This is a genomic window from Christiangramia aestuarii, assembly GCF_009735585.1.
Taxonomy (GTDB): Bacteria; Bacteroidota; Bacteroidia; order Flavobacteriales; family Flavobacteriaceae; genus Christiangramia; species Christiangramia aestuarii.
This window is the reverse complement of record NZ_VJVW01000001.1, coordinates 523276-538011: the sequence shown is the minus strand read 5'-3', so window position 1 is coordinate 538011 and position 14736 is coordinate 523276. Positions and strand designations below refer to the sequence as shown.

Below are 14736 nucleotides of genomic sequence, written 5' to 3'. Positions count from 1 at the left end.
TAGTTAAATATCAATCGATTAAATTGATATTTTTAGTGGGTGAGAGAAGACCTTTTATATCACCTGTGGAAATTTCAAAAATTCGATACTGAAGCTCTGCAAACTTCAGCAGGAGAACCTGTTTCTGTAATTCACCCCGGTTTCCAGAATGAACTTGCCGGGCCAGATTTCTTTAATTCCAGGATACAGATAGGCGATCAGCTGTGGGCCGGGAATGTAGAGATACACGTGAGAGCTTCAGACTGGTATTTCCATCAACATGAAACCGATCCTAATTATGAGAATGTGATCCTGCATGTGGTGTGGGAAGACGACTCCGAAATTTACCGGAATGATAATTCTATTATTCCCACACTATCACTGAAGGATCGCGTATCCCCAGAAATGCTGGCTAATTACTCCCGCCTCCTGGAGCAAATCCACCTAAAACTGAATTGCGAAAATGATTTTCCTCATTTTTCAGAATTCCAGGTAGAACACTGGCTGGAACGCCTGTATTTTGAGAGACTGGAGGCTAAATCGGCCAGAATCCTAAAGGTTCTTTGTGAAACGGGAAACGACTGGGAGGCGACCTTATTCATTATGCTGGCGCGTAGTTTTGGTTCTAATGTAAATGCGGAAGCCTTTATGAGCCTGGCTCAGGACCTGGATTTTAAGATTATTCAGAAGCTGGGTAATAATCTTTTCACTCTTGAAGCCTTGTTGCTTGGGCATGCCGGCCTGATAAAGGAAACCGATAATTATGGCGTCGCTTTGAAAAATGAATACCAGTACCTAAAGCATAAATATTCGTTACAAAATGAATTTCTTCCTCAACCCCAGTTTTTCAAGCTTAGGCCAGACAATTTTCCGAGCTTAAGGCTTGCGCAAATGGCTGCTCTATATTCCCAAAAAAAACTTTTATTCCAGGATCTAATGCAGGTTCAGCAACTCGAGGAGATCTATAGAATTTTTAATGTACAGATCTCAGACTACTGGAAAACTCACTATAATTTCGGGAAAAGCCATCCTTCACGAATTAAGAAACTAACTAGGTCGTTTATCGGGCTTTTGGTGATCAATTGTATCCTGCCTATGCAATACTGTTACAGGCAGCAACTGGGGAAGGAAACTGAAACCTCTGTTCAGTCATTACTAAAAGGCCTTAAGGCAGAAAAAAATACTGCCATCTCCATATTTTACGAAATAAGGCCGGGTCTGGCTTCTTCGGCTATGCATTCCCAGGCGCTGTTGCACCTCAAACAGCATTATTGTAGCCAGAATAAATGCCTGCAGTGCGAATTGGGAGCTTCTTTATTAAGGAAGTCTCCCAAATACGTTTAAATTTGTGTCATGACCACTTTTATATCAAATACAAGATATTACCTGGAAAGGCATGGTTTTTATGTGTCCACTCGGTTGGCCGATAAACTTGGTATGCGGGCTAAGAACGTGCGGTTGTTCTTTATTTACGCGTCCTTTTTTACCATGGGAGCCGGCTTTATAGTGTATTTGATCCTGGCTTTCTGGCTAAAATTAAAAGACCTTATTTACACCAAAAGGACTTCGGTATTCGATCTATGAGAAGACTCTTTGAATCAAAAATAAGATTTGCGGTTTCCCTGATCATCCTCGTCTTTATCACCGGGGTGGTAGGTTTTAGATTCCTATACGATTATTCCTGGGTAGACGCACTCTATATGACCATAATCACGGTAAGCACGGTGGGCTATGGTGAGGTGCAACCGATGGATGCTTATGGGAAGATTTTTACTTCGGTCTTTATTATCTCAGGACTTTTTATATTTGGTTTTGGTCTATCAACGATCACGGAACATATTCTAAACAAAAATAATTTAGGTAATCTTAAGCGGAATAAAATGAAAAAGAGGATAGACTCCTTTACAGATCATATCATTGTATGCGGGTACGGGCAAAATGGAAAAGAAGCCGTTCAGAAACTGAAGGATTACCGGAAGAATTTTGTGATCATAGATGATAATGAGGAGGTCTTTCATGGCATTGAAGGTGATGATCTCAATTATATCGTTGGTAATGCTACTGAAGATGAGGTGTTACAAACAGCGGGCATCGAAAGAGCCTCCACGCTTATTTGTGCCCTTCCGCGTGATGCTGATAACCTGTTTATAGTGCTTTCAGCAAGACAGTTAAAAAAAAGCCTGAAGATCATTAGCCGGGCGACCGAAGAGAACAGTTATAAAAAACTGAAACTTGCCGGAGCCGATAACGTGATCATGCCAGACAGGATAGGGGGAAGCCATATGGCCTCGCTGGTAGTGGTGCCAGACCTGGTAGAATTCCTGGATAACCTTTCAGTATCCGGGGAACATGACAGTATTAACGTAGAACAGATCCCATTTTCCAAGGTTTGTTCAGACGGGATAGAGAAAACGATCGCAGAGACCGATATTCGTAAAAAGACCGGTTGTTCCATCATAGGATATAAATCTCCAACAGGAACTTACGTGGTAAATCCCGAACCTTCTTTAAGGCTTGAAAAAGAATCTAAGTTGATCATGATAGGAAGGCCGGAACAGATCGAAAAACTTAAAAAATATTATTCGGTTTAGGTTGGGAAGTCCTGCTATCTCTTGGTTGTTAAATGCCTTTTTATTTAACAATAAATTCACAATTTAACTCCTAAAAGTTTGATTTAGCCTATTTTTTTAGCATATTCACCGGCTGAAAATTTAACTTCAAATAATTAACGAAAAACTATATGAGAAAGTATTTGCTTTCAATGTTCTTTTTATTTTCAATTTTTGGATTGTCTGCACAAGAACTTGATGTTAAAGCCAAAGTTGGGAATCCTTCTAATGTCATCAATAACGGTTTTATTGAGCTTGATGTTACCGGAGGAACTCCGCCCTACAAGTACAAGTGGTCTAACCAGTCAACCAGCCTTGAATCTAACCGGGCTGAAGGCCTTACCGAAGGTGTATCTTACGATGTAGTAGTTACTGATAGTGAAGGAAATTCAGTAGAAAAATCCTACAGAGTAGAAGCTGAAGCAATTACTGAACATTTTAACGGAACATTCGCCCCGATCGTTGAAGGTATGGGAAGTGTTCTTTTCTGGGATCCGTTCTCTGCCGTTGGGATTTATGATCCTGTAGTATATGCAGATTTGAAGAGGATCGAGGCTCCTGAGTGGGATGCTACCGAAGATGTAAAATACATCCTGCAAGAATGGCTTGTAGAGGAAGGTGAGCATGTGACCGAAGGAGACCCTGTTGCTATCGTTACTAAGAATGGCCAGGAACTTACGGCAATGGCAAACGCCGATGGTTCATTGAAGCATTTCCTTGGAGAAGGAGAGGTGATTTATGATTCAGAGAACAAAAAGGATGTTATCGAGCAGGGAGCTCAATACTTCGCGAGCATAGAATATGATGAGCCGGTTGCTTTATTGCATCCAAACGGAGATCCTCAAACCAAGAGCATTCCGTTTATCGTGGTATGGCTTGTATTTGGGGCGCTTTTCTTTACGCTTCGTTTAGGGTTTATTAATATTAGAGGTTTTAGACATTCGTTACAGCTTGCAAAAGGTAAGTTTGATGACCCGAATGCCCCTGGACAAGTCACTCACTTCCAGGCACTGGCAACTGCGGTTTCGGGTACTGTAGGATTGGGTAATATCGCCGGTGTGGCCGTGGCTGTATCCCTTGGAGGTGCAGGTGCAACAATGTGGATGATCCTGGCAGGTTTACTGGGGATGTCTTCAAAATTCGTGGAATGTACCCTAGGTGTAAAATATAGATTCATCAATTCTGAAGGTCGTGTATTTGGAGGACCTATGAACTACCTTAGATATGGTCTTGAGAAAAGAAATAAAAGAGGTCTTGGAAAATTCCTTGCCGGATTCTTCGCTATCCTTGCGATCGGAGCGTCTTTTGGAGGGGGTAACATGTTCCAGGCTAACCAGTCTTTCTCCATTCTGGCGGGTGAATTCCCAATGCTGGCAGGAAACGGATTCTGGTTTGGTATCGTGGTAGCTGTCCTTGTAGGGATAGTGATCATTGGAGGTATTAGCAGTATTGCGAAAGTAACTGGAAAAATCGTTCCTATTATGGCTGCTGTTTACGTGATTGGAGCCTTTGTGGTAATTGGAGTGAACTTTGGAAATATTGGTCCTGCTTTTTCTGCCATCTGGGACGGAGCATTTAGCCCAAGTGCATTAAAAGGTGGAGTTATTGGAGTATTGATTGTTGGATTCCAGCGTGCCGCCTTCTCTAACGAGGCCGGGGTTGGATCTGCCGCAATTGCCCACTCTGCAGCTAAAACAAACCATCCTCCATCTGAAGGTTTTGTAGCCTTACTGGAGCCGTTTATCGATACAGTGGTTGTATGTACGCTAACAGCGCTTGTACTTATCTTTACAGGTATGCACGAGGTTGAAGGTGTTGGAGGAGTTGAGCTTACTTCTAGTGCTTTTGGTAGTGTGATCTCATGGTTCCCTTATGTGCTTGCCACTGCAGTATTTTTATTCGCTTTCTCAACGATGATCTCCTGGTCTTATTACGGGATGAGGGCCTGGACCTACCTGTTCGGAAAGAGTAAGAAAAACGAGATGGTTTATAAATCTTTATTCCTTGTTTTTGTAGTGGTAGGAGCTTCTGTAAGCTTAGGAGCCGTGCTGGATTTCTCAGATATGATGATCCTTGCCATGTCTTTCCCTAACATTATCGGTTTATACTTTATGATCGGTGAGGTTAGCGATGACCTTAAGGAATATACTCACAGGCTTAAAGCCGGAGAGTTGTTTCACAAGCCTGAAAAGGAAAAAGTGAAAAAGGCTTCTTAAGTCTCTAGAAAAAAATGAAATTCCTAAAATCCCATTTTGCACTTTCCAGAAGTCAGCAAAATGGGATTTTTGTATTGGTGGCATTGATCATAATCTTACAGGTCCTGCTACTTATAGATTTTCCCAAAGAAAAGCCGGCTGCCAGTTATACTGAAGATCAACTCGAGGCTTTCCGTAATGAGCTCGATTCCCTTAATAGGGCTAAGCCTGTTATTAGGGACAGCATCTTTCCTTTCAATCCTAATTACCTTACAGATTTTAAAGGCTATCGACTGGGAATGTCCCCGGCAGAGATAGACCGTTTACTGGCCTATCGAAAAGAAGGCAGATGGATCAATTCTGCAAATGATTTTCAGCATGTGACAGGAATATCAGACAGCCTTTTGCGAAAGATTTCACCTTCTTTTCGTTTTCCGGAATGGGTTAAGGAAAAAGAAAGACTTCAGTTTCAAAAAAGGATAACCGAAGATAAAGAGATCATCCATGCCGATCTTAATATTGTCAGCGCATTGGACCTTAAAACCATAAACGGGGTGGGAGAAGTGCTTTCAGAAAGGATCGTAAAATACAGGAGCAAAATTGGAGGCTTTGTAGATCCCATTCAGCTTTATGATGTTTACGGGGTTTCTCCGGAAGTGATTCAGCGTATAAATACGCGTTTTAAGCTGCTTTCTAAACCTGATGTTAGTATCAAGAATATCAATGAAATTACTGAGGCTGAATTAGCCGAAATCCCTTATTTTAATGAGCGTCTGGCTAAGGATATTTTAAATTACAGAAGTTTGCATGAGCGGATTTCGTCGTTTGAAGAATTATCAAAAATCAACAATTTTCCTTACGATAAAATCGATAGAATTAAATTATATTTGGCCATAGAGTGAAATTTGGAATAAAAAGGCTTCCAAATTATTAAAAACATAATTTAAGGATACTGCTTTTTCTTCGGAAAAGGTTCAGTTTAAAAATATTAGAATGAGTAGATATTTTACCGAGGAGCACGAATTATTCAGGAAGAGTTTTCAGGAATTCCTTCAGAAAGAAGTGGTGCCTCATATAGAGAAATGGGAAGAGACCGGAACCATAGAAAGGTTCATCTGGAAGAAGTTTGGAGAAATGGGTTATTTTGGCCTGAATCAGCCTGAAGAATATGGCGGAATGGGTCTGGATCTTTTTTACACCGTGATCTTTCTGGAAGAACTGCAAAAGATAAATTCTGGGGGATTCGCTGCGGCCATGTGGGCACATGCCTACCTGGCAATGACCCATGTAAACGTGGAGGCCAGTCATGAGCTGAAACAAAAATACCTTACCCCAGCGATAGATGGTGAAAAGATAGGTTGTCTTTGTGTTTCTGAACCTTTTGGAGGATCAGATGTAGCCGGAATGAAAACTACAGCCGTGAAAAAAGGCGATAAATATGTGATCAATGGTTCCAAGACCTTTATCACCAACGGGGTTTACGCCGATTTTTACGTGGTTGCAGCCAAGACCGACCCGGCCAAGGGTAATAAGGGAATGAGCATTTTTCTGGTAGATAAGGAATTTGGAGGTATTTCTGCGACCAAGTTGAATAAACTGGGATGGAGAGCTTCAGATACGGCAGAACTTGCATTTGATAATGTTGAGGTTCCTGCAGAGAATTTACTGGGTGACGAAGGAAAAGGTTTCAACTATATCATGCAGCATTTTGCAATGGAGAGATTGATCATGGGAATCAATGCCCACGCTAGATCTGAATTCGCCCTGGAATATGCGATCGGCTATATGAACGAGCGTGAGGCATTTGGTAAAACTTTAGATAAGTTCCAGGCTCTAAGACACAGCGTGGCCGAAATGGTGAGCGAGGTCGAGGTGATCAAGGAATTCAACTATGCCACCGCAAAAAGATTGAACGATGGGGAATATGTAGTGAAGGAAGCTAGTATGTCTAAGTTGCTTGCCACCAAGATCGCAGACGAAGTTATGTATAAGTGCCTGCAATTGCTGGGTGGTTACGGTTATATGGAAGATTATCCAATGGCCCGAATGTTCAGGGACAGCAGGCTGGGCCCAATTGGTGGAGGAACTTCTGAAATTTTGAAGGAAATTATCGCCAAAATGGTGATCGATAAAAAAGAATACAAACCGGCTGCCAAATAAGAATTTTGGCGAAAATTCATTTTCGATTATCGCCAAAATGGTGATCGATAAAAAAGAATACAAGCCGGCGGCCAAATAAGAATTTTGGCGAAAATTCATTTTCGATTATTGCCAAAATGGTAATCAAGAATAAAAAACCTGAAATTTCTTTCAGGTTTTTTTATTCTAATTGATAAGTTTTAACTCTCCTAATTTCTGCGGTCGGTAAGGGAATTTTGGTTCGGGAGCGCCTTGGAATATATAGTTTGGAGAGCATAAGTTAGATCACAATCTGGGTAGGGATTTGTTAGTGGTTAGAATATTAGTAATAATTGAGGCTAAGCGTGGCGTTCTTAATGGAAGTGAAACCTCCAGGAGCACTTAGTTTGAGTTTTGCTTCAGGCTTTGAAACAGGGTTCTTCTCATTTTTTCTCCTGTAATAAAAAAGTCTTTCGCTTCTTCATCGGTAAAGAATTGGGCAGTCAGGGTTTCATCTGCGACGATCTCAGCTTCAGATCTGCCGTTTTGCATGGCGTCAAAAACATTTTTTCTTAAGGTCTCCAGCATTTCCAGGTAGGAAGCATATTTTTCATAACTGGCGACATCCCCGTGGCCCGGGATGATTTTCGTATTCTTATTGATGAGCGAAAGGCCTGCTTTCGCAGCTTTGATATCTCCATCTATACTGCCGCCACTTTGAAGATCTATAAAAGGGAACATATCATTGAAAAAGGTGTCTCCGGTATGCAAAACATTGCTTTGAGGGAAATATATCAACGCGTCCCCATCTGTATGGGCGTTATGAACATGGGTGACCAGTACATCATTATGGTTTATATGCAAATTGATATTTTCGTTGAAAGTTACGATGGGTAGTCCATTGATTTTGGTGGTATCGGCCTCCAGTCTTTTTCTAACGTTCTCGTGGGCGAAGATCAGGGTGCCATCTTCCTGAAAATTTTTATTGCCTCCGGTATGGTCACCATGATGATGAGAATTAACCAGGAATTTTACAGGCCGCTCGCTTAGGGTCTTTAATTTGGCTTTGATCTTTTCTGTAAGGGCCGGGAACTGGTCGTCTATCATAAAGATCCCGTCTTCACCGGTGAGGACTCCAATATTACCGCCAGCGCCTTTCAGTATATAAACATTTTTATTAACGGGTATGATCTCTATTTCTACCTCGTTCATATCCTGGAAAGCAAAAACAGTTTGGCCAAGCAGCAGGCAGGCCAGCAGCATTCTAAAGGAGTTTTTCATAGTTATTGGTGTTAAGTGTTCTAAATTTACAGAATTAGAATCACTTAATGTTCTGAAAATGTGAGAACTCATTCAAATAAGTGATAAAAGTGTTGGGGGTTTGTAGAAATGCACTATCTTTGCAGCCGATTCCAAAAGAAGGGAGGTGATGACACTATGTTAATTATACCAGTTAAAGACGGAGAAAATATAGATAGAGCTCTTAAGCGTTTCAAGCGTAAGTTCGACAAGACCGGAACTATGCGTCAGCTAAGAGATCGTCAGCATTTTACAAAACCATCTGTAGAGCGTAGAGCTCAAATTCAGAAAGCTGAGTACATCCAGCACCTGAGAGACGCAGAGGATATCTAGTAAATACTAGAAGATTGTAAAAAGCGATCTAAAATTATAGAACTGTTGATAGATTTAAGTTTACTAACTTTGTCTGTCAACAGTTTTTTTATGCCCTTTTCAGCCTTCCTGGATTATCTGCAGCTCGAGAAAAAATATTCTGAGCATACCATTACTGCCTACAGGGCAGACCTTCAGGAATTTTTAGATTTCATATCCAGGGAATACGAGCAGGAGGATTTGGAAACAGTCAATTATTCCCAGGTACGTCGCTGGATCGTTAATCTTTCTGAAGCCGGGATAAGTAACCGGAGCATTAACAGGAAGATCTCTTCTCTAAAATCATATTACCGCTTTCTTTTAAAGACCAGGCAGATCGAAGTTTCTCCGCTGGTAAAACATCGGGCATTAAAGACCTCGAAAAAGGTGCAGATCCCTTTTTCTGAAAACGAGATCGTGCAGGTGCTTCAGAACATAGACGATTCCTCCTATGAGGGGTTGCGGGACAGGCTCATTGTGGAGCTGTTTTATTCTACCGGGATCAGGAGGGTAGAGCTTATTAATATTCGCCAAAATGACCTCGACCTGGAGAAAGGGGTGTTAAAGGTACTGGGAAAGAGAAATAAGGAGCGATATATCCCTCTAATAGGTTCGGTGATCAAAACTGCGCTGCGCTACCTTGATTCTAAAGGGGCTTCCAAAGATCACCAAAATTCAGGCTATCTTTTTCTTACCAATAAGGGAGATAAAATCTATGAAAGTTTTGTTTATAGAGTTATAAATAATTATTTTAGTGAGGTGTCTGGCAAACTAAAAAAGAGTCCGCATATTTTGCGGCATTCGTTTGCTACTCATTTATTGAACCAGGGAGCAAATTTGAATGCGGTAAAAGAATTATTGGGTCACTCCAGTCTTGCAGCGACCCAAGTCTACACTCATAACAGCATCGCAGAACTGAGCAAAATTCACAATCAGGCTCATCCCCGGAACAATAAGAATTAACTTAATCATTTTGTTTAATTAAATTCTACAGGATATGAAAATGAATCTGCAGTCCGTAAACTTCAATGCTGATCAAAAACTGATTGACTTCACTCAAAAAAAACTTGATAAACTGGAAAACTATTTTGATAAGATTATTTATGCCGATGTATTTTTCAAAGTGCAGAACACAAGTGGAAAGGAAAATAAAATTACAGAGATTTTAATCAGTGTTCCTGGTGGGGATTTAATGGTGAAAAAGACTTGTAATAAGTTCGAAGCCTGTGTAGATGAATGTGTTAATTCGCTGCAGCGACAATTAATCAAAAGAAAGGAAAAATTAAGTGCTCATGTTTAGCTGAAATTTTTCAAAATTATTTTTTGATAAAGGAATAATTTATATACATTTGCAGTCCGTTAGAAATAGCGGACTTTTTTATGCTGAAAAAGCAGCATAAAATGCCGATGTAGCTCAGCTGGCTAGAGCAGCTGATTTGTAATCAGCAGGTCGTGGGTTCGAGTCCCTCCATCGGCTCTTGAAATACTGAAATTATCGAAGTTTCCTGGAAATTTTAAAGCTTAAAACCCTTAGGTTTAAGTGATTTAAAATTTTTCTAAAGAAATTTTGAAAAATGCTTTGGATGGCGCTTCAAATTTGCTTTAATTTGCAGCCGTTTTAGAAACGAAACCATCACGAAGCTTAGCTGTTTCAGCTACGGTTCTATGAAATAGTGGTAAAATTGGGGAGATACTCAAGCGGCCAACGAGGACAGACTGTAAATCTGTTGTCTTTCGACTTCGCAGGTTCGAATCCTGCTCTCCCCACAAAAGAATTCAAATTTTGTGAATTCAAGATTTCAGATTTATCTGAAGTTGAGAGTTCTTGAAGATTGAATTGAATGCGGGAGTAGCTCAGTTGGTAGAGCGTCAGCCTTCCAAGCTGAATGTCGCCGGTTCGAACCCGGTCTCCCGCTCTAAGCGAAAACCGTTACATTGAAAGATGCGGTGATTCGCTCAAAATAAAAATTGAATCAGGATATTTTCCCCCGGTCATGAGAATAGGTAAAAATGAAAGGTTTTACTGCCTTTTCTTTTTTTGCGTCTGTTCTTTAAATTATCCAACATGGGTTATGCAGCCGGTACCTCGATCTTGATCTTTTCCATAAGCCCTTGCAGGTTTATGGATATCGCTGTTTAAAACAGTCAATTGTCTGGCCGACGTAGCTCAGGGGTAGAGCGTTTCCTTGGTAAGGAAGAGGTCACGGGTTCAATTCCCGTCGTTGGCTCTAGTTTTGTATAAAATTGAACACTAATATATAACTAAGATTAAATAAGTATTAATTATGGCAAAGGAAACTTATGATCGTTCCAAACCGCACCTTAATATTGGTACAATTGGACACGTAGATCACGGAAAAACTACTTTAACAGCAGCGATTACTAAAGTGATGGCTGATGCTGGATATTCTGAAGCAAGAGCTTTTGATCAAATCGACAACGCTCCTGAAGAAAAAGATAGAGGTATTACAATTAACTCTTCTCACGTAGAGTACCAAACAGCAAATCGTCACTACGCACACGTTGACTGTCCAGGTCACGCCGATTACGTAAAGAACATGGTAACTGGTGCTGCTCAGATGGACGGTGCTATCCTTGTTGTTGCTGCGACTGATGGTCCTATGCCACAAACTCGTGAGCACATCCTTCTTGGACGCCAGGTTGGTATCCCAAGAATTGTTGTATTCTTAAACAAAGTTGACCTTGTTGATGATGAGGAGCTTCTTGAACTAGTTGAAATGGAAGTTAGAGATCTTCTTTCTTTCTACGAGTATGATGGTGATAATGGTCCTGTAATTTCAGGTTCTGCACTTGGAGCTCTAGAAGGTGATGAGAAGTGGGCTAAAACCGTTCTTGACCTTATGGAAGCTGTAGATAGCTGGATTGAACTTCCTCAGCGTGATGTAGATAAGCCATTCTTGATGCCTATCGAAGATGTATTCTCTATTACTGGTCGTGGTACTGTTGCAACTGGACGTATCGAAACTGGTGTTGCTAACACTGGAGATCCTGTAGAGATCATTGGTATGGGTGCTGGAAAACTTACTTCTACTATTACTGGAGTTGAGATGTTCCGTAAGATCCTTGATAGAGGTGAAGCTGGAGATAACGTAGGTATCCTTCTAAGAGGTATCGAGAAAACTCAGATCTCTAGAGGTATGGTAATTACTAAGCCTGGGTCTGTAACTCCTCACGCTAAATTCAAAGCAGAGGTTTATATCCTTAAGAAAGAAGAAGGTGGACGTCACACTCCATTCCATAACAACTACCGTCCTCAGTTCTACGTGCGTACAACTGACGTAACAGGAACTATCAACCTTCCTGAAGGAGTAGAAATGGTAATGCCTGGTGATAACCTTACTATTACAGTAGAGCTTATCCAGCCAATCGCAATGAACGTTGGACTACGTTTCGCTATCCGTGAAGGTGGTAGAACTGTAGGTGCTGGTCAGGTAACTGAAATTCTAGACTAAGAATTATTTTGATATAAAAAGGTATCCCGTGAAGAGCGGGATACCTTCACTTATATTTACGGGTTTAGCTCAGTTGGTAGAGCACTGGTCTCCAAAACCAGGTGTCGGGAGTTCGAGCCTCTCAACCCGTGCAAATTATTTTTTTGAAAATGGCAGGATTAGTTAATTACATATCAGAATCATATAACGAATTACGAAACCACGTTACCTGGACAAGTTGGACTGAAGCGCAAAAGCTTACAGTGATTGTCGCTTTGTTCTCGATTATATTTTCATTAGCTATTTGGGGTGTCGATACGCTTTTTAGTGGAGCGATCGAGCAGTACTTCGAATGGGTTAAATCATAATTAAAGTAGCGATGGCAGAAGCAAAGGAAAAAAAGTGGTATGTGGTTCGTGCCGTTAGCGGACAGGAAAATAAAGTAAAAGACTATATAGAGAAAGAAATTTCTCATCAGGGTCTTGAAGACTTTGTAGACCAGGTTCTGGTTCCTACCGAAAAAGTAATTCAGATTCGTAACGGAAAGAAAGTAAACAAAGAACGTGTATACTTTCCGGGTTATGTAATGATCCAGGCTAATATTGCCGGTGAGATTCCTCACATTATCAAAGGAATTAACGGAGTTATAGGATTTTTAGGCGAAACAAAAGGAGGGGATCCTGTGCCACTTAGAAAATCTGAGGTGAACAGAATGCTAGGAAAAGTTGACGAGCTTTCTGTAAAATCTGATAATGTAGCTATTCCATTTACCATAGGAGAAACTATTAAGGTAATTGACGGACCGTTCAACGGCTTTAATGGTACTGTAGAGAAGATCAATGAAGAGAAGCGTAAGCTTGAGGTGATGGTGAAGATCTTCGGAAGAAAGACTCCGCTGGAGTTAAGCTACATGCAGGTAGAAAAAGTTTAGAAAAATAACTGTTACATATATTTTTTGATGGTTTTTTCAGCTTCCACTCAATAAACTATCATTTAAAAATTTGAAAAATGGCAAAAGAAGTAAGTAAAGTTGTAAAACTACAAGTTCGCGGAGGTGCTGCTAACCCATCACCACCAGTTGGACCTGCTTTAGGTGCTGCCGGGGTAAATATCATGGAATTCTGTAAGCAATTCAATGGTAGAACTCAGGATAAGCAAGGAAAGGTACTTCCAGTTGCAATTACTGTGTATTCAGATAAGTCTTTTGATTTCGTAATCAAGACTCCACCTGCAGCAGTACAATTGATGGAAGCGGCAAAGACTAAAAAAGGTTCTGGTGAGCCGAACAGAAAAAAAGTAGCTAGTGTTTCTTGGGATCAGGTTAAAGCGATTGCAGAAGACAAGATGCAGGATCTTAATGCATTTACTGTAGAGTCTGCAATGAAAATGGTTGCCGGAACAGCTCGTTCGATGGGAATAACTGTAAAAGGTGATGCACCGTTTTAATCCAAAAAGAAATTAAGAAATGGCAAAATTAACTAAAAAGCAAAAAGAAGCTCAGTCTAAGATTGAGAACGGCAAAACTTATACAGTTGCCGAAGCTTCAGCTTTGATAAAAGAAGTTTCCAACGAAAACTTTGACGCCTCTGTAGATCTTGCGGTTCGTTTGAACGTAGATCCACGTAAAGCTAACCAGATGGTGAGAGGGGTTGTAACTCTTCCTCACGGAACTGGTAAGGATGTTAAGGTTTTGGCTCTTGTAACTCCAGATAAGGAAGAAGAGGCTAAAGTAGCTGGTGCAGATTACGTTGGATTAGATGAGTACCTGGAAAAGATCAAAGGCGGATGGACAGATGTAGATGTGATCATCACTATGCCGAGCGTGATGGGGAAACTTGGACCACTAGGACGTGTTCTAGGACCAAGAGGTTTAATGCCTAACCCAAAGACCGGTACTGTAACTATGGATATCGCTAAAGCGGTTTCAGATGTGAAGGCTGGTAAGATCGATTTTAAGGTAGATAAAACCGGGATTGTACACGCTGCTGTTGGAAAAGCATCTTTCGACGCTGAGAAGATCGCAGGTAACGCAAGAGAATTATTAACTACGCTGGTAAAATTGAAGCCTCAGGCAGCTAAGGGAGTTTATATAAAGAGTATTTATATGACCACTACCATGAGCCCGAGTGTAGCAATAGATACTAAAAGGTTTACTGAGCAATAATTTAAGATTATGACAAGAGAAGAAAAATCACAAGTTATAGAAGATTTAACTGCCCAGTTAGCCGGATTCCAAACTATCTATTTGGCTGACATTTCTGGCCTTGATGCCGGAAGTACTTCTAACTTACGTAGAGCTTGTTTCAAAGCTGATGTTAAGTTATCGGTAGTTAAAAATACGTTGCTTGCTAAGGCTATGGAAGCTGCAGACAAAGATTTCGCAGATCTTCCAACAGTTTTAAAAGGCAACACCTCAATCATGCTTTCTGAAACCGGAAATGCTCCGGCGAAAGTAATCAAGGAATTTAGAAAGAAATCTGATAAACCTCTACTTAAAGGAGCTTTTGTTGAAGAAGCTGTATATGTAGGAGATGACTATCTTGAAACACTTGTTAACATCAAGTCTAAAGAAGAAGTTATCGGGGATATCGTTGGATTACTTCAATCTCCTGCTAAGAATGTTGTTTCTGCACTTAAATCAGGTGGCGGAAAACTTGCAGGAATCCTTAAGACCCTTTCAGAAAAAGAGGGATAAAATAGTACGCACTTTTTAACAATTATATATTAAAGAAC

The 14736-nt window shown here is 40.7% G+C and carries 16 protein-coding genes and 5 tRNA genes; 20 read left to right on the top strand and 1 reads right to left on the bottom strand.

Features of this window, described 5'->3' with window-relative positions; genetic code table 11:
• Positions 1–39 precede the first annotated feature (39 nt).
• The 6 genes from FLP08_RS02340 to FLP08_RS02315 all read left to right on the top strand — a co-directional run bounded on the left by FLP08_RS02340 (position 40) and on the right by FLP08_RS02315 (position 6943).
• Positions 40–1323, top strand: a complete 1284-nt coding sequence (locus FLP08_RS02340; protein WP_162430880.1) for a DUF2851 family protein — start codon at positions 40–42, stop codon at positions 1321–1323.
• Between the two features lie 9 nt (positions 1324–1332).
• On the top strand, positions 1333–1563 hold the full coding sequence (locus tag FLP08_RS02335) for a PspC domain-containing protein (RefSeq protein WP_156273639.1): 231 nt from the start codon (positions 1333–1335) through the stop codon (positions 1561–1563).
• The gene (locus tag FLP08_RS02330) at positions 1560–2570 is read left to right on the top strand and encodes a potassium channel family protein (RefSeq protein ID WP_156273637.1); all 1011 of its coding nucleotides are present in this window, start codon (positions 1560–1562) and stop codon (positions 2568–2570) included. Before FLP08_RS02335 ends, FLP08_RS02330 begins: the two co-directional genes overlap by 4 nt.
• A gap of 149 nt (positions 2571–2719) precedes the next feature.
• Positions 2720–4804 (top strand): amino acid carrier protein, encoded by a 2085-nt coding sequence (locus tag FLP08_RS02325; RefSeq protein ID WP_156273635.1) that lies wholly within the window; start codon positions 2720–2722, stop codon positions 4802–4804.
• Between the two features lie 14 nt (positions 4805–4818).
• The gene (locus FLP08_RS02320) at positions 4819–5685 is read left to right on the top strand and encodes a ComEA family DNA-binding protein (protein WP_156273633.1); all 867 of its coding nucleotides are present in this window, start codon (positions 4819–4821) and stop codon (positions 5683–5685) included.
• A 91-nt stretch (positions 5686–5776) separates the two neighbouring features.
• Positions 5777–6943 (top strand): acyl-CoA dehydrogenase family protein, encoded by a 1167-nt coding sequence (locus tag FLP08_RS02315; protein ID WP_156273631.1) that lies wholly within the window; start codon positions 5777–5779, stop codon positions 6941–6943.
• Positions 6944–7303: 360 nt separating this feature from the next.
• On the opposite strand, the gene FLP08_RS02310 is transcribed toward FLP08_RS02315, so the two are convergent.
• Positions 7304–8182 (bottom strand): MBL fold metallo-hydrolase, encoded by an 879-nt coding sequence (locus FLP08_RS02310; protein ID WP_156273628.1) that lies wholly within the window; start codon positions 8180–8182, stop codon positions 7304–7306.
• Between the two features lie 156 nt (positions 8183–8338).
• Here FLP08_RS02310 and rpsU point away from each other — a divergent pair, with 156 nt between their 5' ends.
• The 14 genes from rpsU (at position 8339) to rplJ (ending at position 14698) form a co-directional block, all read left to right on the top strand.
• Positions 8339–8533: a 30S ribosomal protein S21 gene (gene rpsU, locus FLP08_RS02305; RefSeq protein WP_026933820.1), complete on the top strand. Its 195-nt coding sequence runs from the start codon at positions 8339–8341 to the stop codon at positions 8531–8533.
• 90 nt (positions 8534–8623) lie between these two features.
• Positions 8624–9514: a tyrosine-type recombinase/integrase gene (locus FLP08_RS02300; RefSeq protein WP_156273626.1), complete on the top strand. Its 891-nt coding sequence runs from the start codon at positions 8624–8626 to the stop codon at positions 9512–9514.
• 34 nt (positions 9515–9548) lie between these two features.
• Positions 9549–9851 carry a ribosome hibernation-promoting factor, HPF/YfiA family gene (gene hpf / locus FLP08_RS02295; protein ID WP_156273624.1) on the top strand — a complete coding sequence of 101 codons (303 nt, stop codon included), beginning with the start codon at positions 9549–9551 and terminating at the stop codon, positions 9849–9851.
• A 103-nt stretch (positions 9852–9954) separates the two neighbouring features.
• Positions 9955–10028: transfer RNA gene (locus tag FLP08_RS02290), tRNA-Thr, on the top strand.
• A 207-nt stretch (positions 10029–10235) separates the two neighbouring features.
• Positions 10236–10318 (top strand) — tRNA-Tyr (locus FLP08_RS02285).
• A gap of 76 nt (positions 10319–10394) precedes the next feature.
• A tRNA-Gly gene (locus FLP08_RS02280) sits at positions 10395–10467 on the top strand.
• Between the two features lie 240 nt (positions 10468–10707).
• Positions 10708–10779: transfer RNA gene (locus FLP08_RS02275), tRNA-Thr, on the top strand.
• A 57-nt stretch (positions 10780–10836) separates the two neighbouring features.
• A complete protein-coding gene (gene tuf / locus FLP08_RS02270) occupies positions 10837–12024 on the top strand; it encodes an elongation factor Tu (protein WP_156273622.1) in 1188 nt (395 codons plus the stop codon).
• Between the two features lie 58 nt (positions 12025–12082).
• Positions 12083–12155: transfer RNA gene (locus FLP08_RS02265), tRNA-Trp, on the top strand.
• Between the two features lie 18 nt (positions 12156–12173).
• Positions 12174–12371, top strand: coding sequence for a preprotein translocase subunit SecE (secE, locus tag FLP08_RS02260; protein WP_156273620.1), 198 nt, complete (start codon positions 12174–12176; stop codon positions 12369–12371).
• Positions 12372–12382: 11 nt separating this feature from the next.
• Positions 12383–12934: a transcription termination/antitermination protein NusG gene (nusG, locus tag FLP08_RS02255; RefSeq protein ID WP_156273618.1), complete on the top strand. Its 552-nt coding sequence runs from the start codon at positions 12383–12385 to the stop codon at positions 12932–12934.
• Positions 12935–13011: 77 nt separating this feature from the next.
• Positions 13012–13449, top strand: coding sequence for a 50S ribosomal protein L11 (gene rplK, locus FLP08_RS02250; protein WP_156273616.1), 438 nt, complete (start codon positions 13012–13014; stop codon positions 13447–13449).
• 19 nt (positions 13450–13468) lie between these two features.
• Positions 13469–14167, top strand: a complete 699-nt coding sequence (gene rplA, locus FLP08_RS02245; RefSeq protein ID WP_156273614.1) for a 50S ribosomal protein L1 — start codon at positions 13469–13471, stop codon at positions 14165–14167.
• Between the two features lie 9 nt (positions 14168–14176).
• Positions 14177–14698, top strand: coding sequence for a 50S ribosomal protein L10 (gene rplJ, locus FLP08_RS02240; RefSeq protein ID WP_156273612.1), 522 nt, complete (start codon positions 14177–14179; stop codon positions 14696–14698).
• Positions 14699–14736: the final 38 nt, after the last annotated feature.